The 24,951-nt window shown below is 62.0% G+C and carries 23 protein-coding genes and 1 pseudogene; 10 read left to right on the top strand and 14 right to left on the bottom strand.

The window, feature by feature from the left end; all coding sequences use genetic code 11:
- Positions 1–2: 2 nt before the first annotated feature.
- Both AC0L2H_RS21645 and AC0L2H_RS21640 read left to right on the top strand, forming a co-directional pair.
- Positions 3–242, top strand: coding sequence for a hypothetical protein (locus AC0L2H_RS21645; RefSeq protein WP_473592112.1), 240 nt, complete (start codon positions 3–5; stop codon positions 240–242).
- Positions 243–353: 111 nt separating this feature from the next.
- Positions 354–572: an antitoxin Xre/MbcA/ParS toxin-binding domain-containing protein gene (locus AC0L2H_RS21640; protein ID WP_473592111.1), complete on the top strand. Its 219-nt coding sequence runs from the start codon at positions 354–356 to the stop codon at positions 570–572.
- Positions 573–601: 29 nt separating this feature from the next.
- Here AC0L2H_RS21640 and AC0L2H_RS21635 read toward each other — a convergent pair whose 3' ends face one another.
- Both AC0L2H_RS21635 and AC0L2H_RS21630 read right to left on the bottom strand, forming a co-directional pair.
- Positions 602–1,414: a MipA/OmpV family protein gene (locus AC0L2H_RS21635; RefSeq protein ID WP_473592110.1), complete on the bottom strand. Its 813-nt coding sequence runs from the start codon at positions 1,412–1,414 to the stop codon at positions 602–604.
- A gap of 179 nt (positions 1,415–1,593) precedes the next feature.
- Positions 1,594–2,499 carry an alpha/beta hydrolase gene (locus tag AC0L2H_RS21630; RefSeq protein ID WP_473592109.1) on the bottom strand — a complete coding sequence of 302 codons (906 nt, stop codon included), beginning with the start codon at positions 2,497–2,499 and terminating at the stop codon, positions 1,594–1,596.
- Between the two features lie 210 nt (positions 2,500–2,709).
- Between AC0L2H_RS21630 and AC0L2H_RS21625 the strand changes: the two genes are divergently transcribed.
- Entirely contained in the window at positions 2,710–4,788 is a 2,079-nt protein-coding gene (locus AC0L2H_RS21625) for an ABC transporter ATP-binding protein/permease (protein ID WP_473592108.1), read from the top strand.
- A 135-nt stretch (positions 4,789–4,923) separates the two neighbouring features.
- Positions 4,924–5,478 (top strand): HdeD family acid-resistance protein, encoded by a 555-nt coding sequence (locus AC0L2H_RS21620; protein WP_473592107.1) that lies wholly within the window; start codon positions 4,924–4,926, stop codon positions 5,476–5,478.
- Positions 5,479–5,533: 55 nt separating this feature from the next.
- Here AC0L2H_RS21620 and AC0L2H_RS21615 read toward each other — a convergent pair whose 3' ends face one another.
- The 3 genes from AC0L2H_RS21615 to AC0L2H_RS21605 are packed head-to-tail and all read right to left on the bottom strand — an operon-like array spanning position 5,534 to position 7,856.
- On the bottom strand, positions 5,534–5,908 hold the full coding sequence (locus AC0L2H_RS21615) for a hypothetical protein (protein ID WP_245440930.1): 375 nt from the start codon (positions 5,906–5,908) through the stop codon (positions 5,534–5,536).
- A gap of 45 nt (positions 5,909–5,953) precedes the next feature.
- Entirely contained in the window at positions 5,954–6,937 is a 984-nt protein-coding gene (locus AC0L2H_RS21610; protein WP_473592106.1) for a bifunctional riboflavin kinase/FAD synthetase, read from the bottom strand.
- A gap of 58 nt (positions 6,938–6,995) precedes the next feature.
- On the bottom strand, positions 6,996–7,856 hold the full coding sequence (locus tag AC0L2H_RS21605; RefSeq protein WP_473592105.1) for a TIGR01459 family HAD-type hydrolase: 861 nt from the start codon (positions 7,854–7,856) through the stop codon (positions 6,996–6,998).
- Between the two features lie 315 nt (positions 7,857–8,171).
- Between AC0L2H_RS21605 and AC0L2H_RS21600 the strand changes: the two genes are divergently transcribed.
- Positions 8,172–10,118: a TadE/TadG family type IV pilus assembly protein gene (locus tag AC0L2H_RS21600; protein WP_473592104.1), complete on the top strand. Its 1,947-nt coding sequence runs from the start codon at positions 8,172–8,174 to the stop codon at positions 10,116–10,118.
- Positions 10,119–10,165: 47 nt separating this feature from the next.
- Here the strand turns inward: AC0L2H_RS21600 and AC0L2H_RS21595 are convergent, their stop codons facing one another.
- Together AC0L2H_RS21595 and AC0L2H_RS21590 are read right to left on the bottom strand one after the other, a co-directional pair.
- Entirely contained in the window at positions 10,166–10,990 is an 825-nt protein-coding gene (locus tag AC0L2H_RS21595; protein ID WP_473592103.1) for a DUF2189 domain-containing protein, read from the bottom strand.
- Positions 10,991–11,206: 216 nt separating this feature from the next.
- The gene (locus AC0L2H_RS21590; protein WP_473592102.1) at positions 11,207–11,911 is read right to left on the bottom strand and encodes a glutathione S-transferase family protein; all 705 of its coding nucleotides are present in this window, start codon (positions 11,909–11,911) and stop codon (positions 11,207–11,209) included.
- 113 nt (positions 11,912–12,024) lie between these two features.
- Between AC0L2H_RS21590 and AC0L2H_RS21585 the strand changes: the two genes are divergently transcribed.
- Positions 12,025–12,387 carry a winged helix-turn-helix transcriptional regulator gene (locus AC0L2H_RS21585; RefSeq protein ID WP_473592101.1) on the top strand — a complete coding sequence of 121 codons (363 nt, stop codon included), beginning with the start codon at positions 12,025–12,027 and terminating at the stop codon, positions 12,385–12,387.
- Positions 12,388–12,459: 72 nt separating this feature from the next.
- Entirely contained in the window at positions 12,460–12,972 is a 513-nt protein-coding gene (locus AC0L2H_RS21580) for a CAP domain-containing protein (protein WP_473592100.1), read from the top strand.
- A gap of 19 nt (positions 12,973–12,991) precedes the next feature.
- Here AC0L2H_RS21580 and AC0L2H_RS21575 read toward each other — a convergent pair whose 3' ends face one another.
- From AC0L2H_RS21575 to AC0L2H_RS21545, 7 genes and pseudogenes are all read right to left on the bottom strand, one after another.
- Positions 12,992–15,676: an EAL domain-containing protein gene (locus AC0L2H_RS21575; protein WP_473592099.1), complete on the bottom strand. Its 2,685-nt coding sequence runs from the start codon at positions 15,674–15,676 to the stop codon at positions 12,992–12,994.
- A gap of 200 nt (positions 15,677–15,876) precedes the next feature.
- Entirely contained in the window at positions 15,877–17,412 is a 1,536-nt protein-coding gene (locus AC0L2H_RS21570; RefSeq protein ID WP_473592098.1) for a DHA2 family efflux MFS transporter permease subunit, read from the bottom strand.
- Between the two features lie 409 nt (positions 17,413–17,821).
- Entirely contained in the window at positions 17,822–18,997 is a 1,176-nt protein-coding gene (locus AC0L2H_RS21565) for an HlyD family secretion protein (protein WP_473592097.1), read from the bottom strand.
- Positions 18,994–19,470 carry a MarR family winged helix-turn-helix transcriptional regulator gene (locus AC0L2H_RS21560; protein ID WP_473592096.1) on the bottom strand — a complete coding sequence of 159 codons (477 nt, stop codon included), beginning with the start codon at positions 19,468–19,470 and terminating at the stop codon, positions 18,994–18,996. Before AC0L2H_RS21560 ends, AC0L2H_RS21565 begins: the two co-directional genes overlap by 4 nt.
- 162 nt (positions 19,471–19,632) lie before the next feature.
- Positions 19,633–19,932 (bottom strand): annotated as a pseudogene (locus AC0L2H_RS21555) (iron chelate uptake ABC transporter family permease subunit); the annotation flags it as partial.
- Between the two features lie 64 nt (positions 19,933–19,996).
- Positions 19,997–20,935: a bifunctional helix-turn-helix transcriptional regulator/GNAT family N-acetyltransferase gene (locus tag AC0L2H_RS21550; RefSeq protein ID WP_473592095.1), complete on the bottom strand. Its 939-nt coding sequence runs from the start codon at positions 20,933–20,935 to the stop codon at positions 19,997–19,999.
- 240 nt (positions 20,936–21,175) lie between these two features.
- Complete coding sequence (locus AC0L2H_RS21545; protein WP_473592094.1) at positions 21,176–21,790, bottom strand: hypothetical protein; 615 nt, start codon at positions 21,788–21,790, stop codon at positions 21,176–21,178.
- A gap of 168 nt (positions 21,791–21,958) precedes the next feature.
- Between AC0L2H_RS21545 and AC0L2H_RS21540 the strand changes: the two genes are divergently transcribed.
- The 3 genes from AC0L2H_RS21540 (at position 21,959) to groL (ending at position 24,944) form a co-directional block, all read left to right on the top strand.
- Complete coding sequence (locus tag AC0L2H_RS21540) at positions 21,959–22,768, top strand: class I SAM-dependent methyltransferase (RefSeq protein WP_473592093.1); 810 nt, start codon at positions 21,959–21,961, stop codon at positions 22,766–22,768.
- A gap of 160 nt (positions 22,769–22,928) precedes the next feature.
- Positions 22,929–23,225 carry a co-chaperone GroES gene (gene groES, locus AC0L2H_RS21535; protein ID WP_006203049.1) on the top strand — a complete coding sequence of 99 codons (297 nt, stop codon included), beginning with the start codon at positions 22,929–22,931 and terminating at the stop codon, positions 23,223–23,225.
- A gap of 63 nt (positions 23,226–23,288) precedes the next feature.
- Entirely contained in the window at positions 23,289–24,944 is a 1,656-nt protein-coding gene (gene groL / locus AC0L2H_RS21530) for a chaperonin GroEL (RefSeq protein WP_473592092.1), read from the top strand.
- The last annotated feature ends 7 nt before the right edge of the window (positions 24,945–24,951 follow it).

The following is a 24,951-nucleotide window of genomic DNA, read 5'->3' as shown; positions in this document are numbered from 1 at the left end:
TGGTGTCGGTCATTGATCTGCCATGTGCGTTGCCCGGCGGCAAAGGTGCTCGGGCGTTGAACTATCATGATCTGGAAAAAGCGCGAGAGGCCACGCGCAAAATTCCCGGCGGTTCCGGCGGCGGTCAGGCCGCCCGGAACACCGGGCTTGTAATTCGTATCGCAATCGCGAAGGCGCGGGTGAGGTGCGTCATGAGCGGGCTTTTAAACGAGGCCGGCCCTATTGAAAAGCCCGAACTCTGACGCTTCCCCTAGGAGCAGGTACCAATTGCGTCTATGTTTGTCGGGCAGATGGCGTTGGAGACCGCCATCTCCGTTTGCATTCACAGTTTGGCGGGCCGGAAGGAACGAAATGTGACCCTGACGATCACCGAATCCGACCGCGTCCCGCGACTTGAACGTATTTCAACGATGGCGGAGCGCGTTTCCGGCAACCATGAAAAGGCGCAGCGCTGGCTGCGCAAGCGAAGTCGGGTGCTCAACGAGGCGCCCATCGATCTCCTACAATCCGAAACCGGTGCCACGCTCGTCGAAGAGGAACCCAACCGCATCGGCTACGGCATATTCGCCTGAACCATGCGGCTGCGCGCAGTGCTGCGACGTCACATCGAGAAATCAAACCGATAGGTCGTCGACACGCCGACGGTGAACTGGTTACGGTCGCCGCGCTCACTGACCAGGCTGGAATCGGCCGCCGGACCCATCAGGCGCGAATATTCCCCGAACAGGCTGGCTGTCATCGGCTCGGTCACCTTCCAGGTCACCGCGCCGCCGAGACCCGCCGATTTCACGCCGCCGCCGGGATGGTATTCGCTGAGGCCGGAAGCCACGGCCTCCTCGGCATTAACCCCGTAATAGGTGTCGAAATAGTCCGATGAGGCGAACGAAACACGCGGCCCGCCCGAAATCCTGACATCCGGCGTCACATCGTAGAACGCATCGGCGGCAATGTCGGCGACAAAGCCGTTATGGGCGCGAATGCCGTGGCGCAACTCGGCGCGGGCGCGCAGCCAGTCCAGCGGATAGAATTCGAAGAAGCCACCGGCCTCGCCACCCCAGCGCACCGGGTCGAGGCCCTTCAGCTCATCGGCGTCGCCGCCATCGCGCGAAAACAGGATCTTGCCGGTCAAGCCTGCGCGGACGCCGCCATCGTCGACCAGCGCCAATGAAATGTTGTCGTTGCGTGAGGTGAAGCGGGCCTGCGGGCCGGCCTTGCCGAGCGAGATGATCGGCTGGGCGCCGAGCATATAGCTCTTGGCGCCTTCGAAATCCGGGGCGACAAGGCCGGTGGCGCCGACCGTCAGATACCAGTCGCCGGAGAGCCAGCCGAAAGCGCCTTCGCCCGCTTCGGCGATGCCTGGCGCGGCCAGCATGGAGGTAGCCAGAACGAGCTGGAACGCTTTGACGGAACGCATTGTCACTCCATACGCGAAACACGCCGGCGATAACACCCGGCATCACTCAAGCCATGGCGGCAGTTCGGTAAAATTTGACTTAACACCCGTAACATCGAGACGCTTCGGCATGTCGCGAACCATATGGCGCACCAATATCCCAGACCGAACCTCAGACGCCAGAAGCCGCTCCAGAGAGATTACAGATAGTCGCGGACGAACGTGCCCGCGCTGTGGAGCGCGCGGCGACCGGCGTTCAATCCCGCATTCCAGACCGGCCAGGCGTGGATCATATGCGGCCAGATTTCGAGGCGCACCTTGACGTTAGCCGCGCCGGCGGCTTCCGCGAGCCGCGTTGCATCCGACAACAGCGTCTCGGCGGAACCGACTTGTATCAGCATCGGGGGAAATCCGCCCAGATCGGCAAACAGCGGCGAGATCAGGGGATCCCGCCGGCCAACACCAGGGGGAACATAGGCGACCGCCAGCTCCTCCAAATATGCCCGGTGAATAGTGGGGTCGATCGCGTCCTTGGTCGACAGTGTCGCGCCGGACATCGAAAGGTCCGTCCAGGGTGAAACCAGCCAAAGACAGCGCGGTAGCCGCTCGCCTGCCGCGCGCAATCTGCTGACCAGGCACAGAGTGAGGTTGCCGCCCGCACTGTCTCCGCCAACCACAATGCGATCCGGTGCGATGCCCTCCCGGCTCAGGAGGCGCCATGCCGTGAGCGCGTCTTCATGCTGCGCGGGGAAAGGATGTTCCGGTGCGCGTCGATAGTCGATCGCAAGGGTGCGCATCCCCATTGCCCGACCTGCCTCGGTCGCCATTCGACGATGGCTTTTGAGCGAGCCCGAGCAGTAGCCGCCGCCGTGGAAAAAGAGCAGAACCTTATCCCTGTCGCTCCCGGGCGCCAGGGACCATTCTCCGGCGAGGCCGTCAAAAACCACATCCTCGCATCGGATGTCATCGGCGATCGGCCAGACCGAGCCGACCTCGTCGAGCCGCGCCCGGCGTTCGTCCCAGCCCACCGGTCGTGGCTTTGACGCCAGCAATTCGCGGACGGCGTTGATCTCGCTGTGATCGAGCTGTTCGTCGGCATAACTCATTTTGCTTCCCCACCAAAACGCAGAAAAAGGCGCACAGCAGCAACCAAACGTTATCGATAGAGCGCCGAATGCCGGCTTGCAAATACAGCGACGGACCGATGACACGATCATCATGCGATCAGTCAGACCAACAGCAGAGAGAAATCGCCCGATGCGCCGTTGGCGGGCGGACATTATGAAACCTTCTGAATTTTAAGCCGTTGTCGGCGGATGCCAGAGGCCAAATTCAAAGCGAAACCGCCCGGCCGCGCCAAACCGCGCGCTGTCAATGCGCCGCTTCCGGGGAAATCGCACAAAGAAAGGCCGCGCCCAGAGAAATCCAGCCAAAAGAAATTCAGCCAAGAGAAATCGAGCGAAGAGAAGGCCCCAAGTGTCGAATCTGCCCCTGAGGTTGACGGCCAGCCAGAACCGCCGCCGGAAGCCGTCGAACCCGATCCTCAGCTGACGCCCGAGGAGTCCGAGCAGGCGCGCAAGAAATATCTGCTGAAGCGCTTCTGGATCAGCGCGCGCGGTTACTGGGGCCGCGGCGGCGACAAGCTTGCCTGGCCTTTCACGACCGGTCTATTGATCCTGATATGCGTCAATGTCGGCTTCCAGTATGGGATCAATGTCTGGAACCGCGCGATTTTCGACGCCATCGAGCAACGCAACGCCCGCACCGTCTATTTCCTGAGCGCCGTTTTCCTGCCGCTCGTGTTCGGCAGCGGAAGCCTCGTCGTTGCACAAGTCTATCTTCGCATGACGATTCAGCGCCGCTGGCGTTCCTGGCTCACCACGGCGGTCATCGCGCGCTGGCTCGCAAACGGCCGTTACTATCAGTTGAATCTCGTCGGCGGCGACCACCAGAATCCCGAAGCCCGCATCGCGGAGGACCTGCGTATTGCCACCGAATCCCCTGTCGACTTCATCGCCGGTGTCCTCAACGCGTTTCTGTCGGCCTCGACCTTCATCGTGGTGCTGTGGACGATCGGAGGGGCGCTGACCCTGACGATGGCAGGTTCGAGCGTCACCATTCCGGGCTTCCTCGTCATCACGGCGGTCGTTTATGCCGCGATCACCTCCACTTCCATGACGGTCATCGGACGCCATTTCGTCCACCTTTCCGAGGAAAAAAACCAGGCGGAAGCCGAGTTCCGCTACACGCTGACGCGCGTGCGGGAAAACGGCGAAAGCATCGCACTGCTCGGTGGCGAGGAGGAGGAGCGCAGCGGTATCGACAAGAATTTCGGCCATGTGCTCAGGCAATGGGCGCTGCTCACAGGCCAGCACATGCGCACGGCGCTGGTGTCGCAGGGGTCGAGCCTGTTTGCGCCGGTCGTGCCGATCTTGCTCTGCGCTCCGAAGTTCCTCGAAGGAAGCATGACGCTTGGACAGGTCATGCAGGCTGCCTCCGCCTTTGCCATCGTGCAGGGCGCGTTCGGGTGGCTGGTCGACAACTATCCCCGTCTCGCCGACTGGAACGCCTCCGCCCGGCGCATCGCCTCGCTGATGATGTCGCTCGACGGGCTCGAGCGTGCGGAACAGAGCGGCTCCCTGGGGCGGATCCAGCGCGGCGAAACCGAAGACGATGCGATGCTCAGCCTCGACAATCTCTCCGTGACGCTTGATGACGGCACCTCCGTGGTCAAGGAAACTGAGGTCGTGATCGAACCGGGCGAGCGGGTGCTGGTGGCCGGCGAATCCGGCACAGGCAAGAGCACGCTGGTGCGAGCCGTCGCGGGTCTGTGGCCGTGGGGCGGCGGCAGCGTCAATTTCCACGCCGAAAGACGGCTGTTCATGTTGCCGCAACGGCCCTACATCCCTTCTGGCACGCTTCGCCGCGCGGTCGCCTATCCAGCGGCCGCCGACAACTGGACAATTAAGGAGATCAAGGCCGCCCTCGACAAGGTGGGGCTCGCCTATCTCGCCGCAAAGATCGAGGAAGACGCGCCATGGGACCAGACCTTGTCCGGTGGCGAAAAGCAGCGGCTCGCCTTCGCGCGTCTCCTTTTGCACAGTCCCGATATCGTCGTGCTGGATGAAGCAACCTCGGCGCTCGATGAAAAGAGCCAAGGCAAGATGATGGAGGTACTCCTCCACGAATCGCCTGATGTCACCATCATAAGCGTGGCGCACCGAGCCGAGTTGGAGGCCTTCCACAGCCGCAAGATCACATTGGAGCGGCGAAAGGGCGGCGCGAAGCTTGTCAGCGATATCGAGCTTGTCCCGCGCAAGCGCAAACGGAACCTGTTCACGCGCGCGCTGTGGGGATCCGGTGCTCCGACCGACAGGCGGCGTGAGGTGGAGTAGGGCCGTGATGGCCTGGACAGAGAATTGAACGACTGCCTAGGTGCAGCGCTCGCAACCTGTTCGCTTTACCGGCAAGCCTATCGGCGTTACCCTCCAAGCCGGCAAAACGCCAGATAAGCTTGGGGGAGAAGGGCGATGACACTGCACGGCGACGCATTGAAGGACGCGATCAGCCAGACGAAAGCGAAATGGGGATGGTTCGTCGCACTCGGCGTGCTGCTTTTGATCTTCGGCGGCATCGCCTTCGGCAATCTGTTCATCGCCACGGTCGCCTCGGTCTATGTCGTCGGCTGGCTGATGCTGATGGCGGGCGTCATCGAAATCATCCATGCCTTCGGCGTCAAGACATGGGGCCGGTTCTTCTACTGGTTGCTTAGCGGCCTGCTCTACGCCGTCGCCGGGTTCTTCGCCTTCTATAATCCGCTGCTGGCCTCGGCAGTTCTGACTTTCCTGCTGGCGGTCGCCCTCCTCGCTTCAGGGGTACTCAGGGCCTGGGTCGGCTACAAGCACAAGCCGGAAAAAGGCTGGGGCTGGCTGGTCGCGGCAGGCGTCATCAGCGCGCTGGCCGGCCTGGTCATCGCCATGGGCTGGCCGGTCAACAGCCTGTGGGTGCTGGGGCTTTTCCTGGCCATCGACCTGATCTTCCAGGGCTGGAGCTTCATCGCCGTCGGACTTGCGCTGAAAAAGTAATGGCCCTGAAGAAGTAGTGGCGCTGAAGAGGCGCTGAAGAAATAGTCGGCATCGATTACGACAGATTGAGCAGCGTCACTGCGATCAGCGCCAGCGCGATCCCGACATATTGCAGCGAGGACACCTCTTCCTTGAAAACAATCACGCCGACCAGCACGGCGCCGGCCACGACGATGGTGTTGACCAGCGCTCCTGTGACGGCGAGGTTCAGTCGCGTGTTGATAAAGGCAAAGGCCCCGTAGGAAAGCGGCGACAGCAGCATGACGTATGCCATGCTGCGGCCGCTGCCGGTCTTGCCCCAATGCGCGCTCAGCCCATCGCACAGGATGAACATTCCGGAGCAAAGGAGCACCACGCTCCACACAAAGGCGTCGATTTTCATCGAGCAGCATTGGGCGCGTTGGCGGCGGCCTTCAATGAACCGCTTCACGCTCCGTCGTATTTTTCGATTTTCGGCCGTGCGTGGTCAAAAGCGTCAAAAAGCGACCGCGCTATCCAGGTCCGAAAGCGGCCTGACGCCGGCAAGCAGCGCCCTCGCCTCGGCCTCGTCGCGCTTCATCTGCGCGACCAGCGCGTCGAGCCCGTCGAACTTCACCTCCGAGCGCAGGTAGCCGAAGAAGGACACCGCGCAGATCTCGCCGTAGAGATCGCCGGAAAAATCGAAGACGAAGGTTTCCAGAAGCGGTGCGCCATTGTCGTCGATGGTCGGACGGCGGCCGAAGCTGGCGACGCCGTCATGCAGCGCGCCGTCGGCGCGGCGGAAGCGAACGGCGTAAATCCCTTCCTTCAGGGTCGCTTCCGGCCAGAGCTTCATATTGGCGGTTGGAAACCCCAGTGTGCGGCCAAGCCGCTTGCCGCCGATCACTTCGCTTTCGACCGTGAAGCGGTAGCCGAGCAGGCCGGCCGCCTCGGCCACCTCGCCCTCGCAGAGCAAGGTGCGAATGCGGCTCGACGACACCACCTCGGCGCCCTCGTCGCGGAAGGCGTCGACCAGGGTGACACCGAAGCCGTGGCGTTCGCCGGCCGCCATCAAATAGGCAGGGCCACCTTGCCTGTCCTTGCCGAAATGGAAATCGAAGCCGGTCACGGCATGACTGATGCCGAGATTCCGGTCCAGCACATCGGTCACGAAGGCTTCCGCCGATAACGAAGCGAAGTCGCGCGTGAATGGCTGTTCGACGAGCGCGGCAAAGCCCAGAAGCGATAAAAGCCGCGCCTTCATCGGCGGCGGCGTCAGCACGAACAATGGGATTTCGGGCCGGAACACCTTTCTCGGATGCGGCTCGAAGCTCAGCACCAGGGCCGGCACGCCGCGTCGCCGCGCCTCGGTGAGCGCGCGCTCGAGCACGGCCTGATGGCCGCGGTGAACGCCATCGAAATTGCCGATCGCCACCACGCCGCCGCGCAGATCGGGCGGAAGCGGCGAAGTTGCGGAAACGCGTTCGAAGGCTACGGTCATTTCGAGGCTTCCATGGCAACGACCCTACTGTAGTCTCGGTCCTACTGCAGTCACGGCCCTACTGCAGTCTCGGAATGACGGCGACCGGCTGGTAGCCGTGCATTTCCAGAAAGGCGGCGAGCCTGGCCGGATCCGGCTGCAGCGGATCGCCATAATCGCGGGCGTGGATGCCACCCGATACATAGAGCACATCGAAGCCATTGTCGGCAGCGCCCTTGATATCGGTCATCATGCCGTCGCCTATGGCCAGCACTTCCGAGCGCTCGACCGGGCGGCCGAGCAATTCGGCGACCTCCCTCAGCGCGACATCATAGACCGGTGCAAAAGGCTTTCCCGCAATCAGCGTGCGTCCGCCAAGCTGGGCATAGTCGCGGGCGAGTGCCCCCGCGCACCAGATCATCCGCTGACCGCGCTCGACCATGATATCGGGATTGGCGCAGATGAAGGGCAGGTTCCTGGCGCGTAGCCGCCGCAGGAGATCGGCGTAGTCTTCCGGCCTTTCCACCTCGTCGTCGAACAGGCCGGTGCAGACCACGCCGGAGGCCTCGAACTCCTCGACCAGATCGACGTCGAGACCGTCATAGAGCGTGAAATCGCGGTCGGCGCCGATATGGAAGATCTTTCGCGGGCCCTCCATGATCAGGTCACGGGTCACGTCGCCGGAGGTGACGACGCGGTCGTAGGCGGTGGCCGGAACGCCGATCGCGTTCATCTGGGTCACCACGTCGGCGCTGCGGCGCGGCGAGTTGGTGATGAGTACCACGGGTATTTCCATCGCACGCGCGGTGGCCAGCGCCTCGGCCGCGGCGGGGAAATGCCATTCGCCATTGTGGACCACGCCCCAGACATCGCAAAGGATAGCCGCGTAGGCTCCCGACAAATCCGCGAGCGAGCCGATGATCTCGGGCGAATGCGCCATATCACTTTCCCAGGTCATGATGTTTGCAGGAGCCGCAACCGACGGTCCGCCGCAGCCGGGTCTGGATTAGCTGAAGCTCTCGGCCCTGTCACCAGCTTTCGCCAATGGCGGCTGGCATCGAGATGAACGCTCCCGTCCATTCAAAAGCCACCGTGTCGCCCGCGCCGGACCAGGAATGGCCAAGCGCCGGATCGGGAAAATAGTTAACCGACTTTGAAAAGGTGAGCTCGTCTTGGATATATTTTAGCAATCTGAAATTTATGGATCGATGGCACTGTTCCGCAATAAATGGGGCTTGCTGGGGCAATCAAGGGCATGTTGGGCAAATTCTGGCGGGATCGGCGCGGCAACTACGCGTTGATGACGGTCATCACCATGGTGCCGCTGATGGGTGGGCTGGCACTCAGCATCGACTATTCGCAACTGCTTCGCCAGAAGCAGGACGCGCTCAACGCCCTGGACGCCGCGGGCATCGCCACCGCTCAACAGATCGTCTCCGGCGCCAGCGACAGCGATGTCAAGGCCTATGCCAAGAATTTCTTTGAAGCCAATCTCGCCTATGTCGATCCGGCGGATACGGTGCTTACCGTCACCTTGCCCAACAACAATGCCGGCGGCGGCACGCTGAAGCTTTGCAGCGTTCTGACATATCACCCCTATTTCCTGCCGACCTCCGCCATGCTGATCGGCGGGACCGCCAAGGACACGACCTATACGGCGTGCTCGGATATCCGCCTCAAGAACACGCTGGAAGTTGCCCTCGTGCTCGACAATTCCGGCTCGATGAGCAATCTGGGCTCCGGCACTGGCCAGAAGCGGATAGATCTGCTGAAGGCAGCCTCCAAGCAGCTTGTCGATACGCTGGCGCTGCAGGCGCAGCAGATGAAGCAGATCAGCAAACCGGTGCAGTTCTCTCTCGTGCCATTCGCGGCGTCGGTCAATGTCGGCCCCACGCATGACCAAGACAGCTGGATGGATCAGTACGGCACCTCCCCGATCCAGCATGAGGATTTCGACTGGACGACGATGAGCGCGGCCAACGATCCAGCCAAATACGCGGAGAAGATCGATGGTGCCTGGTACAAGCGCGGCACCGGCTGGGGCGACACCGAGAACCAGCCGCTGACCCGCTTCAGCCTATACGCCGACATAACGGTCGAGTCCGGCCGCGAAGAGGTGCCGAATTCGAGGCAATTTGTCTGCGACAAATACAAGAGAAACGGCACCTGTGACGACGGCCATTGGACCCCGGAATACATCTACACCAACAGCCGCTATGCGAGCTGGCAGGGCTGCGTGGAAGCGAGGCCGTACCCGTATAATGACGACGACACGACGCCGGATACCGCCACGCCGGCCACGCTATTCGTGCCGATGTTCGCACCCGACGAAGCCGGCACGCTTTGGCGCGATTTCAACCGTGATGGTGTCGATGATGTCATCCCCCTTTCCTATAATTACGGCAACAACTGGTGGGCCGACTGGCCCTACACCGCCGATCCGACCGCCGCGCAACGGCAGTCGGATATGCGCAAGTATTTCCTGGTCAAGCCTTACGGCTCAAAATCGGCGAACGCGGGCGATGGCCCGAATTCTTCCTGCACGACCAACCCGATCACACCGTTGAAGGACGTCAGCCAGGACGCGGGGAAACTGGAGATCGAGGACGCCATCGACGCCATGGCGCCGAACGGCAACACCAATGTGCCCGAGGGCCTGGCCTGGGGCTGGCGGACCGTGTCAAGCAACGAACCGTTCACGCAAGGGCGGCCCAACAGCGAAAGAGGCAACGACAAGGTGGTCATCGTCTTGACCGACGGCGCCAACACCTACAGCGCCGTCAGCGACAGCAACTATGCCAACAACAGGTCGACCTACGCTGCTTACGGCTACACCGGCGTGACATATCCGGGGTCGGGAAGCGTGACCCGGCTGTTCATGAACACAAGCTACAATGTAGGCAAGACCACCTATACCAGCGGCAATTACAACGCCGCACTCGACGAGCAGATGCAGACCCTTTGCACCAATGCGAAGAATTCGAACATTCTCGTCATGACCGTGGCGCTCGACCTGTCGGCAACCGACGACAAGAATGCGCTCGACGCGCTGAAGAAATGTTCCTCGGACTCGCGTTTCCGCAAGGATGCGACCGACCCGACCAAGCCAGCCAAGCTGTTCTGGAACGCGACCGGAGCAACGCTGTCGGACAATTTCAAGGAAATCGCCAATGAATTGTCCAACCTGCGCATCGTCGGCTGAGTGCTACAGCGTCCTTTGCGCGTCCAACGGACGCGCGGCGCTGTAGTCTACATCGGCCGCCTTATCTGTTGCGCCCGCTCCGGTTCGACCACCCTGCGATAAAGGTGCCAGGTCGCGTGGCCGAGGATAGGCATGACCACGGCGAGCCCGGCAAACAGCGGGATCGAGCCGATGACCAGCAGCACCGCGACGATCAAGCCCCACAGCGCCATCTGCAGCGGGTTTGCGATCACCGCGCGCGCCGAAGTCTCGATGGCCGAGACGGCGCCGACATCGCGGTCGAGCAGCAGCGGAAAGGCAATGACAGTCGTTGCCAGCACAACCACCGCAAAGACGAAGCCGGCCGCATTGCCGGCAAGGATCAGCGTCCAGCCCTTGCTGGTCGTCAGAACCTCGCGGATGAAGGCGCCGATCGAGGCCGGCGGCTGGTCGCCGAACAGGCCGGTATAGATCGCCTGGGCCGTGTACAGCCACAGCAGGAACAAAGCGAGCAGCATGACGCCGATCGCCGCGATCGCCGGCAGTGCCGGCGAGCGGCGCACATCCAGCGCATGCCGCCAGTCGGTGTTCATGCCGAGCTCGCGCCGACGGCTGATCTCGTAGAGGCCGATAGCGGCAAACGGACCGACCAGGGCAAAGCCCGACATCAAGGGATAGATGAGTTGGATGGCGTTGGCACCGGAAGTCCACCGCGTCAGGATCAGGCCGACGATCGGGTAGATCAGGCACAGGAACACGTAGTGCGAGGGCTTGGCCCAGAAATCGTCGGCGCCGAGCCGCAGCGCATCCCAGAGGTCCGCGCTGGTGATGCGGCGCACCGTGGGCTGCACGTGCATTCCACGCGCGTCCGCCATGACATGAAAGCCGGCCATAACCTTCCTCCCGTGTGTCGGGGCGGTCACCGCCTGGATGGCCGCCCGTAGCTGCCACTTCTCATACAAGCACCATGATAGTCGATTTAGGCGTGGTTGTCGCCAAGTCGATGGTCGCGATGGTAAATCCGGTTATAGATTTCCTGCGCCGCCATCGAGCAGTTCCGCGCGGCGCACCACACCTTGGCGCCGCGCGGCTGAGATGCATGACAAAAGCTAGGCAGCGAAGCGATCGATCACCTCGGCCAGCGCGACGTGGCCGAGGCAGGCGCCTGAACCAGCGGGGTTTTCACCGTCCTCGATAGCTTGTGCGTAAAGTACGGCCGGATCAGCTTCGATGCGGCGGCGCAGTCCAGCCAGCTTTGGATAGGCGGCTGCGTCGACCGCCTGATGGAATTCCGCCCAACGTGCCACGCCAATCAACGTAGTATCTGCCAGTGTCAGCCGGTCGCCGGCCAGAAAGCCGGTATCGGCAATCATGGCCTCGAGCTTGTCGTGGCGCTCGGTGATGGCCTTGCGGCCGAAGTCGCGCAACGTCGCCTTCAGCGCTGGTTCGTCCGCCACCATTTCAAATGCCACCCAGAGCGGACTGAAGGCAGCAGTGAAACCGGTGTTCACGAAGGCCATCAACTGGTGCATCCGGTCGGCTTCCGGCGAGCTAGGGTCGAAGCTGATGCGACGCTCACCGTCGCGGGCTTCGAGCCATGCGGCAATCGCCATGGTCTCGGTGAGCACCCTGCCCCTGTCAGTGATCAAAACCGGCGTTTCCTGCCGGCCGTTGATGCTGGCATAGGCATCGTTCTTCATCTCGGTGAGCATGTCGACGCGACACAGGCGGTAAGGTTGTCCGACGCGTTCGAAGGCAGCGACAAGCCCCATCGAACTTCCAGCCGGGAAGCCATAAAGGAGGATAGGTTCCATTTTTTCTCTTCCATGATCTAGGGGTCACGCCGCGCAGCGAAACTTGACCCTAAACGCTGGTCGCCCCATGTAAATTACGCACTATTCTGTAACCAAGCCCGCTACAGGTCCCCATGAAAGATGTCGTCTCGCGCTGCCCGATCGAAGAGACCATGCGTGTGCTCAGCGGGCGCTGGCCGACCCTGCTGCTCTACTATCTGAAGGACGGGACCAAGCGGTTCAGCGAACTCAGACGCGACAACCCGACCGTGTCGCACCGCATTCTGGCGCTGGAGCTGCGCAAACTTGAGGAAGCTGGGATTGTGCGGCGGACGGCGCATCCGGGCTATCCGCTACGCGTCGACTACGACCTCACGGGGCCCGGCCGCAAGCTTGTGCCGCTGATCGATGCCTTGGGCGCCTGGTGGGAACATACAGAAGACGATCGGATCAACCGTCCTCCGACCTCGGAAGCAAATCTCGATACAGCCGCCTAGAACCATCGGTTCGACTGACATTTTCGCCGCCCTGCCCGGCAAAAGCCATGATCGCGACTATGTCAGGCGGGCATGACCTTTGCGAAAATCGAGAATCAACAAGCAAACTTGAACCGGCGCACGCTGCTGACGGGCGCCGGCCTTGCCGCGCTCGCCGGCATCGCCGCCTGCAGCACCGTCTCGGTGCCGGTCGGCGAAGGCGCAGGTGTGTCGTCCTCGGCCACGGCGATATTGGCCGGAATCCGCGCTGCCGCCGGGCTCGGACCGCTCGCGCCGGATGCGCAACTCGAACAGGCGGCTCTCCAGCAGGCCGGCTACATGGCGTCACGGGCGCGCATGAGCCACACCACGGGCTGGGGCAAGGATTTCGCCTCGCGCATGAAGGACAACGGCGTACGGGGCGCCGCGGCCGAGAACATCGCCGAAGGCCGTTTCGACCAGCAAAAAGTATTCGACATCTGGATGCATTCGGCCGGCCACCGCCGCAACATGCTCGATCCGGATTTCAGCCGCTTCGGCCTCGCCTATGTGCGCGACGGGCGCGACAGCGCGATCCGCTATTGGTGCCTGGTACTGGGGGCATAGTACGTTCCGCCACCTGCCGCTAGTTCTTGCGGCCGCCGAGCAATTTTTCGATGTCCTGCGCCGAGATCGGCTTGCTGAAATGATAGCCCTGCATTTCATCGCAGTTGTTCTCGCGCAGGAAGGCCACCTGATGGTCTGTTTCAACGCCCTCGGCAATGACCCTCAGATTGAGCTTTTGACCCAACGAAATCACGGCGCTGGCTACAGCCTGATCATTCTCGTCGGTGGCGAGATCGTTGATGAAGGACTTGTCGATCTTCAGCCGCGCAACGGGAAAGGTTTTGAGCGCACTCAGGCTTGAATAGCCCGTTCCGAAATCGTCGATGGATATTTGAACGCCGAGGTTTTGCAGTGCGTTCATCGCGGCGACCGCCACGTCGATGTCCTGCATGATAAGGCTTTCGGTCACCTCCAACTCGAGATATCTGGCCTCTAGACCGCTGGCCCTGAGCGCATCAACGACACGGCCGATCAGGTTCTTTTCCCTGAATTGCCGTGCCGACACATTCACGCAGACGGTCATGGGCGGCAGGCCTGCGTCCTGCCACGCCTTGTTCTGCCGGCAGGCTTCGTGCAGAACCCAGTCGCCGATCGGCACGATCAACCCTGTCTCCTCGGCCGTCGGAATGAAGGCGCCAGGCGCCACCATGCCCCGCGTCGGGTGTTTCCAGCGGATCAACGCTTCGACCGCGAAGACCTGCCCCGATCGAAGATCGACCTGCGGTTGATAGAGCAGCGTGAACTCGGAACGGGCAAGCCCGTTTCGCAATTCCTCCTGGAGCACGAATCTCTCTTGCGCCCTGGTGTTGAATTCGGGCGCGTAGAATTGGAAATTGTCCCGGCCGAACTCCTTCGCGCGATACATGGCTGCGTCGGCATTGGCCAGCAGCACATCAGGGTCCGTACCATCCTTGGGATAGTTCGCAATGCCGATGCTGGCTGTCGCCCTCAGCCGATGCTCGCCGAGGTGAACCGGCTCCGCAATCGCCGCCCGGATCTTTTGCAAGCTCTCGGAGATGAGATCGGCATTCGCCGGCTGGTCGAACAGAACAATGACGAATTCGTCCCCGCCAAGCCGCACGACGGTGTCGGTGGCCTTGACGCATTCGACCATGCGGCCGGCTACAATCTTCAGGAGTTCGTCTCCGGCATTGTGGCCGAGCGTGTCGTTGACGAGCTTGAAATTGTCCAGATCGATGAACACCACCGTCACCCAGCGATCGTATCGCTGCGCATAGAGGACCGCTTGCGAAAGCCGGTCTTCCAGCAAGGCGCGATTGGGAAGCCCGGTCAGCACATCGTGGTTGGCCATGAAGTGTATCTGGTCCTCGGCCAGCTTGCGCTCGATGGCGATCCCGGCAATACGCGTCGTGAAATCGATGAGCCGGGTCTCGGCCTCGACCGGTGCACGCACCGTCATCGAATACATGGCAAAGACGCCCAGCACCGCGCCCTGGTGTGAAAGGATCGGGGTCGACCAGCACGAACGATAGCCGTAGGGGCTTGCCAGCTCACGATAGTCTTCCCAAAGCGGATCCTGCATGATGTCGGTGACAATGACCGGCTCGCGGCGGTAGACGGCAGTTCCGCACGACCCGGTCTTGGGGCCGATGGCGACCCCGTCGATGGCGCTGGTGTAGTCTTTCGCCAAATTCGGCGCAGCGCCGTGCCGCAAGTGGACGCCGTCCTTGTCGAGCAGCAGGACCGAGCCGAATATTCCCTTCAACTGCGACTCGACGAGGTGCATCAGGCGCGTGAGCACATCTTCGAGCGGAGCGCTCATGGCGATCATTTCCAGGATTCGCGCCTGCCCGTCTCGAAGAACGTCGGCTTGCTTGCGGGCGGTGATGTCATGGGCGATGCCAACAAGGCCGAATATCTCGTTTTGGGCATTGCGTAATGGCACTTTCGTCGATGAAAGCCACTTGCCGGCACCCGTCGCGTCGACAACAAACTCTTCCTCATTGATCATCGGTCGTCCGCTGCGCAGGACGTTCTGCTCGATGGCACGAAACGTCCGCGCAAGATCCGGGCTATGGAGATCAAAGTCGGTCAAGCCGATTATGTCGCTGGTCTTTTCGCGGCCGCTGTCGGCGGCAAGAGCTTTGTTGACCACGACGAAGCGGCTTTCCGTGTCCTTGACCCAGAGATAATCCGGCACCCAGTCGATCAACGTTTGCAGCGAGATGAGCTCGTCGACGATCTGGCGGTTGGCAATAAGCGCCGTGATATCCTCATGCGTGGCCACCCAGCTGCCGTCGGCCATGGGCTGATGACAGATCTGAATTGTCCGACCGTCGGCGAGGTCGTTGCTCCAGATCCTTGAATGGCTCGCCGAATTGACCGACCGGGCCAAAGCGAGATAGGCGTCTGTGGCCATCGCGGATGTTCCGGCGGCGACGCGGAGCTCGACTATGTCGGCCAACGTCAAACCCGGCTGCAGTTTCTCAGGCGCTATGCGGTAGATTTCCGCATAGGGGCGGTTGCACAGGATCAGCCGTTCATCGACGTCGAAAAAGCAGATCCCGTGCGAGATGTTGTCGATCGCCGTCTCAAATCGCAGCGCCTGTCCTTCCAGCGCCGCGATCGTGGCCCTGAGATCGCGTTCGAGGGTTTCGTTCGAAATGGTCGCCAGCTTTGCCAGCGCGGCAAGATTGGCCGACTCCGGCGCCTCGGAAACTTGCCTGGATGATTTCGTGGCCAAACAGCGTTCCCCCGATCTGGCGGCTCGAACAAGCAACGCCGGTCCGCTCGCAACGAAAAGCAACTGCATAGTGGTCGGGATATACTAATGGCAGGTGAACCAACTTACTCGAAGTCATGACATCTGACGCCGGCTTGCCGCGGAAGATCATCAACCCTGCCGTACCGAGGGTACGACCGGTGTCCAGCCGGTGCCAGACGTCAGTCCATATGCGCGGCGGGTGCGCCACCGGCGGCCGGACCAGCCTTTGGCTTGCGCAGCAGGAAAACAAACGGGACGGCAAGCAACGTCATCATCATCAGCAGCTTGAAGTCGTTGACGTAAGAGATCATCATCGCCTGGATATTGACCATTCTGTCCATCTGGGAAAGCGCCGTCGGATCGCCGCCTGCCGCCGCTGGCGAGATTGCCCACAGGTTCGGGTTGAACGGGTTGATGAAGGTCGAAAGCTCGCTGTGGTTGACCTGGGTGTTGCGCACCAGGAGAACCGTCACGACCGAGACACCGATCGACGAGCCGAGATTGCGCACCAGGCTGAATAGCGATGTGGCATCGGTGCGGTAGCGCGCATCGAGCGTGGCGAAAGCCACGGTCGACAGCGGCACGAACACCATGCCCATGCCCAGGCCCTGGATGACGCCGGAGGAGAGGATCAGCCAGTTGTCCATCTGCGGCGTGAAGCTGGACATGGTGTAGAGCGACTGCGCGGTCAAAAGGAAGCCGATGACGACGAGGATCCTGGCATCGATCCTGTGCATGATGCGGCCGACCAGGAGCATCGCAATCATGGTGCCGATGCCGCGGGGACCTATGACGACACCGATGGTCATGGTCGGGTAGCCGAAGATGGTCGCCAGCATTGGCGGCAGCAGCGACATGCTCGCCAGGATGAGCACGCCCATGACGAAGATGAACGCCAACCCGGTCACGAAATTGCGGTCGAGGAATATCTTGGGATCGATGAAGGGATGTTCAGCCGTCATCGTGTGAATGATGAACACCCAGAAGCCGGTCAGCGAAAGACCGAGCTCGATCCAGATCTCGACCGAGGAAAACCAGTCGACCTCGCCGCCGCGATCCAGCATCAGCTGCAGCGCGCCGACGCCGAGCGATAGCATGGCGAAGCCGAAGAAATCGAAGCTGCGTATCCGCCTTGCAACGGCCGGCAAGTAGGCGGCCATGCCAAGGAAGGCGAGGATGCCGACCGGCAAGTTGATGAAGAACACCCAGCGCCAGTTGAAATTCTCGGTCAGCCAGCCACCAAGCGTCGGGCCCAGGATCGGCCCCAGCATGATGCCGGCGCCCCAGATGGCCATGGCCTGGCCGTGGCGCTCCTTCGGGTTGATGTCGAGCAGGAAGGTCTGCGACAGCGGCACGATGGCCGCGCCGAAGACGCCTTGCATGAGCCGGAAGAAGACCATGGTCTCCAGGCTCCAGGCGATGCCGCACAGCATCGAGAAGATGGTGAAGCCGACCACCGACGTCAGGAACAGTTCCTTGCGGCCGAAGCGGTCCGCCAGCCAGCCAGTCACCGGCGTCATGATGGCGGCGGCAACGATGTAGGAGGTCAGCACCCAGTTGATGTTGTCGGGAGAGGCGCCAAGGTCGCCGGTCATGGTCGGCAGCGCGACGTTGGCGATCGTGGTGTCGAGCGCCTGCATGATCGTCGCCAGCATGAGCGCAACGGTGATCAGGCCGCGGTGCGGTACTTCGCGAAAGGATTCTGGCGTGCTCATGTGATGCGGAACTTCCGACAGGTAACAAAAACGTGTACACAAGAGCGACGTGCGTCCATTTGGACGCACAAAGTACGCTCTCGTACTTCGAGTTCGCGCATCGTGCTTTCCGAAAATCGATTCCGATTTTCGGGCCGATGCGCCAGGTTTCCGGACGGCGAGGCCTTCCGTGTGGAGAGACCCTCATCGCGGTGGGACGCGATCTATCGATGTGGGGGTTACATCGACCGAGCGTCTCGATTGAGCGGATGCCCGCCGCCCGGAAACCTGAGGACCGAAAAGGCCCGCGTCGGGTTGTCCGGGTTTTGGCCAGCCCGCAACGCGGCCCGGTCCACACCCTCAACCCTTCGCCAACCTCCCATCGGACCAATCCTGTCATTCACCTCGCCAAAATGACGAGTACCGCTGTTTAGTGCTCGCCCGCCGTGGCGTGGCCGAAGATCTTGGGAAAACCGCGCGCGACGCCGGTATCGACGGTTACGGTCGCGCTCATGCCGGTGCGCAGCGCCATCTTGGCATCGGCATCCGTCAGTTGCAGGCGCACCGGAATGCGCTGGGTGACCTTGACCCAGTTGCCGGTGGCGTTCTGGGCGGGCAGCAGCGAAAACTCGGCACCCGTGCCGGCGCCGATCGCCTTGACCGTGGCTTCGAAAGTCCGGCCCGGATAGGTGTCGACAACGATCTCGGCCTTCTGGCCGGGCTTCATGTGGGTGAGCTGGGTTTCCTTGAAATTGGCGTCGATCCAGGTATCGCCGGTTTCGACCAGCGAAAACAGCGGCGTGCCCGAGCCGACATACTGGCCGACCTTGAACGACGAGGCCTGGCTGATGACACCGTCGGCAGGCGCCTTGACCGTGGTCTGCGCCAGATCGTAGGCAGCCTTGTCGCGCGCGGCGAGTGCCGCCATCACGGTCGGATGCTTGTCGGTCTCGATATCGGGATTGCCGCCAAGGGCCGCCTTGGCGCTGATAATGCCCTGCTGGGCCACAGCCAGTTGCTGCTTGGCCTTGTCGAGATCGTTGCTGGCCTCATCCAGCGAAGACTTGGCGTTGATGCCCTTGCGGGAGAGGTCGGCGGCGCGGTCGTACTGCGACTGCGCATAGCCGACCTCGCTGGCGTCGGATTTCTCCTGCGCCACCGCCTGGCTATAGGCCGCGCGCAGTTGCTCGACGTTGAGGCGGGCCGCGGCCACCGCCGCGTCGGCCTGGGCCAGCGCAATCCGGTAGGGCTCGGGATCGATGGCGAACAGCACATCGCCCTGCTTGACAGACTGGTTGTCGGCGATATCGACCTGAACGATGCGGCCCGCCGCATCCGAGGCGATCGACACCTTGGCCTGCTGGAGGTTGGCGTTCTCGGTCTCCTGGTAGCGGCCGCCGGTCACCCAGACGTAAGCACCGCCGGCGACAAGGGCTACGGGCAGCGCGACCATCAGCAGGAAACGGCCAGGGCGGCGCTTCTTCTTCGGCGCCACCGGCGCCGGTGCTACCTCTGGAGCGACCGCCACGGGGGTTGCCGCCGGCTGTGCGGGAGCTTCCATCTCCAGCTCAGCCACATTCTCGTCTATCTTGGCTACCGCGTTCATGCTGCTGCGCCTTCCGCACTCTTGATTTTTCCGCAGGACGCCTCGGCGTCCGTCAGGTTCTCGACCATCACTTCCAACGCCTTGATCAGGACGCGGCGATCTTCCGGCGACACGCCGGTCAGCGATACTTCATAGACCTCGCCGGCGAGGCTCTTGACCTCGGCATAGGCTTCGCTCGCCTTGGCAGTCGGAAAGATCATGCGGACGCGGCGGTCGGCGGCGTCGGAACGACGCTCGATCCAGCCGCCCTCTTCCATGCGGTCGACCAGACGCGATACGCTGATCGGCTCAATTTCGAGAAGCTCGGCAAGCCGCGCCTGGGTAATGCCTTCTTCCTTGGCAACACGGACCATAAGCCGCCATTGCGCCGAGGAAAGGCCAAGCCTACTGGCGCGCGTCTCGAAGAGCTTGCGCATCAGGCGCTGCACGTCGTGGATCAAAAAGCCCAATCTGTCGATGCCGTCGGAAACCATGAGCGGTATATATAATAAGCGTGCTTACCATTCAAGGCGCCGCATTGTGCCAGAAGCCGGCAAATCTGCATGACAGCCGTGCGATGCGATCCTGGTTAGCGAATAATGAACGGCAGAGCGCTTGGTCTAAGTGAAGTTCCTCTGGCCAGTCCCAGTGCAAATTCAAAGGCGGTTGCGGATCAGCATGGTGACGACGAAGAAGGCGCCGAGCGAGCTGGTGATGATGCCGATCGGCAGTTCCTGCGGCGGCAGCAGCGTGCGTGCGAGGAGGTCGCTGGCCAAAAGCAGCACCGCCCCGAACAGCGCCGAGCTTGCGATCAGACGCAGATGCAACGGACCTGCCAATGGCCGGCACAGATGCGGGATCATCAGGCCGACAAAGCCGATGACGCCGGCGACCGAGACCAGGATCGCGGTCGCAAGCGCGGCAGCGAGAAAGGTCGTGCGGCGCATGAGCCAAACGTTCTCGTTTCGATTTTCCTCGATGAGAGGTAAGCCGCGGCAGGCGCCGACCGCGGGAAGCCCGCTATAGCTCCAGGTTCCAGTTCTGGCCGACCAGATCCTTGCCAAAGGAATGGTGGCGTTCCTCCTCGGCAAGCTTGAAGCCCGCCGCCTCATAGATGCGGCGCGCCGAGACGAGAATGTCGTTGGTCCACAAGGTCAGCGTTCTGTAGCCTTTCGCACGGGCAAAGCCGATGCATTCCTCGACCAGCCGCTTGCCGATGCCGAGGCCGCGCGCCGAAGGTTCGACATAGAGCAGGCGCAGCTTCGCCACCTCATCCGACTTGCGCACAAGAAAGACCGAGCCGACCAGCTCGCCTTCCCGTTCGGCGATCCAGCTGCGCTCCCATTTCGGATCGAAGGATTTCACGAAAGCGCCGAGGATCTCGGCGACCAGCGCCTCATAGGTTTTGTCCCAGCCATAATCCTGTGCGTAAATGAGGCCCTGGCGACGCACGATCCAGCCAACATCACCGACCTGCAAGGGCCGCAGCAGATAGGGCACCTTCGGCTCGGCACTGTCGCCGCCCAGCAGGCGCTGTACCGTCTGCATGGCCTTGACCAGCCTGTCCTGATCCGATGCCGCCAACCGATCGAGCAAAGCCGCGACCTGATCGTGCGAATCCCGGTTCAACGGCGCGAAGGCCCGCCGCCCGGCCGGCGTCAACGCGATCGACGAACGCCGCGCATCGGCTTCTATCGCGGCGCGCTCGACCAGGCCGCGCTCCTCGAACTTCTTCAGCAGCCGGCTGAGATAGCCGGGGTCGAGGCCGAGATCGCGCGCAAGATCGGAGGCGGTCAGGCCATCGCGATGCGCCAGCTCATAAAGCACCCGTGCCTCGGTCAGCGAGAAAGCGCTTTTCAGCCACCCTTCGTCGAGCAGCCCGATCTGGCGGGTGTAGAAACGGTTGAAGGCCCGCACCGCGTCGATCCGTTCGTTGCCGGAGTGATGATGAATCGTCATGGGATTCTCCTGTCCGCAAAGGATCAATCAATTATTTGACTTAGTCAAGTATCTGGAGACAGGGCCAGAACATCGCGATGTGGACGATTATCTTAATTGCCGGATCAGCCCCTCGAAACCATCGGCCAGATGAGCGGCGCCGGCCGCGAACATCTTCACGAGGTTTTTGGGCCGGCCAGGGGTCTTGTTGGCATCCAGCAGCACGGCCCTGCCCTCATGCATGACGAAATCGAACTTGCCCTAGTCGAAGCCAAGTTCGTATCGCAGCGCACGCATTTCCTGGGGAACAGGCACCGGCTCGCGGCGGATCGTTTCGGACGCCTTGACCAGGGCATTCGGCGAGACGTAGCGGGTGCAGCGTTCGCTCTCTCCGCAAAACACCCAGAACCGCGCCGCAAAACCATCAGGCTCCTTTTCCGGAATGAACTTGTCCACGACCAGATCGTCGCGCTCGAAGACGCCATCGGGAACATCGCCTAGGGAATCATAGACCTCATAAGGCTGCAGTGTCGGCACCTCCGGAAAAGGTAGCGGCTTGCTTGCGCGCTGCGCTCGCCGATTGAGAAGCCTCTCAGGAATGCCCTGATTGTTGAGATTGCTTTTGACGATGACCGGGCCTTGCCAGGCGTCTCCCTCGTTCACCAACGCTCCGCTGACCCGTCGCTTGGATATGTCGGCCGTCGCGACATTGAGGCAGAATGGAAAACTGCGGGCATAGTCGAGATAGTCCGCGGGCGTTATCGTCGCATCGACATGCAGAACGGCAATGTCGGCGCTGGATGTCTTCGACAGACCTTGCTCGATCCGGATCGAGTGGCCACGCCTTTTCAGCGCCCTCAGAACATCGAAAAGCATGTACGGACTGTCCCTGCGCAGCAGGATGTCGCGACCGCTCTGGAACCTGTCATGTTCATGAGTTATCACGACGATACGCGCCACAGCCGCCCTTTTCGCTTGCCTACCGATTTCCATTAAGCGATGGCTAATACCAAAGCCAGAATTCTCGGTTTGCAATCGACTTGAATGACAAATCATTGGGACAATTATCATCGTCATTGGATGCTTCTGGACGCGCCGCTTCGGCCGACCCCGGAAACGGTTGCAATATTCGAGCGCGAGCTTGATCTGGCCGACGCCGACGTTCTCCTCCTGGGAGTGACGCCCGAACTGGCCGTGCTGGGCAGATCGATGCTGGCGGTCGATCAGTCGGCGGCCATGATTTCCGGCGTATGGGCCGGCGACGATGCCTCGCGCAGGGCGGTGGCCGGCAATTGGCTGGACCTGCCCGTTGGCGGCGCAAGTGCCGATGCGGTCATCGGCGACGGCTGCCTGTCGGCCGTCGATTCGAAGATGGCCCGCGATACGCTGCTTGGCGAAATCGCAAGGGTGCTGAAGCCCGGCAGGCGCGCAGCGATCCGCGTTTTCGCCAGCCCGGAAACGACCGAGGACTTGCCGGGCATCGAAGCCCAGGTCCTGGCTGGCGACATCGAGAATTTCCACGCGCTCAAATGGCGGATCGCGATGGCGTGCACGACCGGCGGCTGCGACTGCGCAATCGAGGTACGGACGATCCGTGACACGTTCGACCGCCTGTTCCCCGATCGCGAGGCACTTGCCGCACGGACGGGATGGAGCATCGCGTCGATCAACACAATCGACGTCTATGCGGGTTCCGACACGAGCTACAGTTTCGCAAAGCTGGCCATGCTGGTCGATGAGGCGAATGTCTGGTTCGGCGACGTCCGCGTCGTGCCGAGCGGCTCCTACCCGCTGGCGGAACGGTGCCCGCTTCTGGTGCTTGGATCGCCGAAGCAATCGACAGAGCACAAATAGGATCATCTTCGGTGCCGATCGGCTCACGAGCGCCTTGACTCTCGCATGCCGCCAGCCTATTTCAGCGCCACGTTAGCACTCGCCTTTGGTGAGTGCTAACTCATATCCGGCATCGCCGGATGGAGGAACTGTCTCACCAGTCTCATTCGAGGAAGAAAAAATGGCAAAGTCGAAGTTCCGCCCGCTTCATGACCGCGTGGTCGTACGCCGGGTCGAATCCGAATCCAAGACCGCCGGCGGGATCATCATCCCGGATACGGCGAAGGAAAAGCCGCAGGAAGGCGAGATCATCGCCGTCGGCTCCGGTGCCCGCGACGAAGCCGGCAAGCTCGTCCCCCTGGACGTCAAGGCCGGCGACCGCATCCTGTTCGGCAAGTGGTCGGGCACCGAAGTCAAGCTCAATGGCGAAGACCTTCTGATCATGAAGGAATCCGACATCATGGGCATCATCGGCTGAATATCGGCCTCACGTTCAACTTGAATCTTCGGGCTTAATCCAAGCCCCTGCCAGGAGCTAAACATGGCTGCCAAAGACGTAAAATTCTCCCGCGACGCCCGTGAGCGCATGCTGCGCGGCGTCAACATCCTCGCCGACGCGGTGAAGGTCACGCTCGGCCCCAAGGGCCGCAACGTCGTCATCGACAAGTCGTTCGGCGCTCCGCGCATCACCAAGGACGGCGTCACCGTCGCCAAGGAAATCGAGCTTGAGGACAAGTTCGAGAACATGGGCGCGCAGATGGTCCGCGAAGTTGCTTCGAAGACCAATGACATCGCCGGCGACGGCACCACGACCGCGACCGTTCTGGCGCAGTCGATCGTCCAGGAAGGCCACAAGGCGGTTGCCGCCGGCATGAACCCGATGGACCTGAAGCGCGGCATCGACCTCGCCGTCAGCGACGTCGTCGCGACGCTGATCAAGAACGCCAAGAAGATCAAGACCTCGGAAGAGGTTGCCCAGGTCGGCACGATCGCCGGCAACGGCGATGCCTCGGTCGGCTCGATGATCGCCGAAGCGATGCAGAAGGTCGGCAATGAGGGCGTCATCACGGTCGAGGAAGCCAAGACCGCGGAGACCGAACTCGAAGTCGTCGAAGGCATGCAGTTCGACCGCGGCTATCTCTCGCCCTACTTCGTCACCAACGCCGACAAGATGGTCGCCGATCTGGAAGACGCCTACATCCTTCTCCACGAGAAGAAGCTCTCCAACCTGCAGGCCATGCTGCCGATCCTCGAGGCTGTCGTGCAGACCTCGAAGCCGCTGGTCATCATCTCGGAAGACGTCGAAGGCGAGGCTCTGGCCACGCTCGTCGTCAACAAGCTGCGTGGCGGCCTGAAGATCGCCGCCGTCAAGGCGCCGGGCTTCGGCGATCGCCGCAAGGCCATGCTGGAAGACATCGCCATCCTCACCGGTGGCCAGGTCATCTCGGAAGACCTCGGCATCAAGCTCGAGAATGTCGGCCTCAACATGCTCGGCCGCGCCAAGAAGGTGTCGATCTCCAAGGAGAACACCACCATCGTCGACGGCGCCGGCAAGAAGGCCGAAATCCAGGGCCGCGTCGCCCAGATCAAGCAGCAGATCGAGGAGACCACCTCGGACTACGACAAGGAGAAGCTGCAGGAACGTCTCGCCAAGCTGGCGGGCGGCGTTGCGGTGATCCGCGTCGGCGGTGCGACCGAGATCGAAGTCAAGGAAAAGAAGGACCGCGTCGATGACGCCCTCAACGCGACCCGCGCGGCCGTCGAAGAAGGCATCGTTCCCGGCGGCGGCGTCGCCCTGCTGCGCGCTTCGCTGAACATCAAGGCCACCGGCGCCAATTCCGACCAGACCGCCGGCATCAACATCGTGCGTCGCGCGCTGCAGGCTCCGGCCCGCCAGATCGCGGCCAACGCCGGTGCGGAAGCCTCGATCGTTGCCGGCAAGATCCTTGAGAACAAGGGCGCGACCTACGGTTACAACGCCCAGACCGGCGAATATGGCGACATGATCGCCATGGGTATCGTCGATCCGGTCAAGGTCGTGCGCACGGCTCTCCAGGATGCGGCCTCGGTTGCAGGCCTCTTGGTCACCACCGAAGCCATGATCGCCGAGGCTCCGAAGAAGGAGTCGGCTGGCGGCGGCATGCCTGGCGGCATGGGCGGCGGCGGCATGGGCGGCATGGGCGGCATGGATTTCTAAGGAAATC

Source organism: Mesorhizobium sp. WSM4871 (assembly GCF_055811295.1).
This window is presented reverse-complemented; position numbering and strand designations above follow the sequence as displayed.

Bases quoted from the DNA above. Each gene is read 5' to 3' on its own strand.
- AC0L2H_RS21635 (WP_473592110.1), bottom strand. From the start codon at position 1,414: ATGCGTTCCGTCAAAGCGTTCCAGCTCGTTCTGGCTACCTCCATGCTG.
- AC0L2H_RS21630 (WP_473592109.1), bottom strand. From the start codon at position 2,499: ATGAGTTATGCCGACGAACAGCTCGATCACAGCGAGATCAACGCCGTC.
- AC0L2H_RS21625 (WP_473592108.1), top strand. From the start codon at position 2,710: ATGCCAGAGGCCAAATTCAAAGCGAAACCGCCCGGCCGCGCCAAACCG.
- AC0L2H_RS21620 (WP_473592107.1), top strand. From the start codon at position 4,924: ATGACACTGCACGGCGACGCATTGAAGGACGCGATCAGCCAGACGAAA.
- AC0L2H_RS21610 (WP_473592106.1), bottom strand. From the start codon at position 6,937: ATGACCGTAGCCTTCGAACGCGTTTCCGCAACTTCGCCGCTTCCGCCC.
- AC0L2H_RS21605 (WP_473592105.1), bottom strand. From the start codon at position 7,856: ATGGCGCATTCGCCCGAGATCATCGGCTCGCTCGCGGATTTGTCGGGA.
- AC0L2H_RS21600 (WP_473592104.1), top strand. From the start codon at position 8,172: ATGTTGGGCAAATTCTGGCGGGATCGGCGCGGCAACTACGCGTTGATG.
- AC0L2H_RS21595 (WP_473592103.1), bottom strand. From the start codon at position 10,990: ATGGCCGGCTTTCATGTCATGGCGGACGCGCGTGGAATGCACGTGCAG.
- AC0L2H_RS21590 (WP_473592102.1), bottom strand. From the start codon at position 11,911: ATGGAACCTATCCTCCTTTATGGCTTCCCGGCTGGAAGTTCGATGGGG.
- AC0L2H_RS21585 (WP_473592101.1), top strand. From the start codon at position 12,025: ATGAAAGATGTCGTCTCGCGCTGCCCGATCGAAGAGACCATGCGTGTG.
- AC0L2H_RS21580 (WP_473592100.1), top strand. From the start codon at position 12,460: ATGACCTTTGCGAAAATCGAGAATCAACAAGCAAACTTGAACCGGCGC.
- AC0L2H_RS21570 (WP_473592098.1), bottom strand. From the start codon at position 17,412: ATGAGCACGCCAGAATCCTTTCGCGAAGTACCGCACCGCGGCCTGATC.
- AC0L2H_RS21565 (WP_473592097.1), bottom strand. From the start codon at position 18,997: ATGAACGCGGTAGCCAAGATAGACGAGAATGTGGCTGAGCTGGAGATG.
- AC0L2H_RS21560 (WP_473592096.1), bottom strand. From the start codon at position 19,470: ATGGTTTCCGACGGCATCGACAGATTGGGCTTTTTGATCCACGACGTG.
- AC0L2H_RS21550 (WP_473592095.1), bottom strand. From the start codon at position 20,935: ATGACGATTCATCATCACTCCGGCAACGAACGGATCGACGCGGTGCGG.
- AC0L2H_RS21545 (WP_473592094.1), bottom strand. From the start codon at position 21,790: ATGCTTTTCGATGTTCTGAGGGCGCTGAAAAGGCGTGGCCACTCGATC.
- AC0L2H_RS21540 (WP_473592093.1), top strand. From the start codon at position 21,959: ATGACAAATCATTGGGACAATTATCATCGTCATTGGATGCTTCTGGAC.
- groES (WP_006203049.1), top strand. From the start codon at position 22,929: ATGGCAAAGTCGAAGTTCCGCCCGCTTCATGACCGCGTGGTCGTACGC.
- groL (WP_473592092.1), top strand. From the start codon at position 23,289: ATGGCTGCCAAAGACGTAAAATTCTCCCGCGACGCCCGTGAGCGCATG.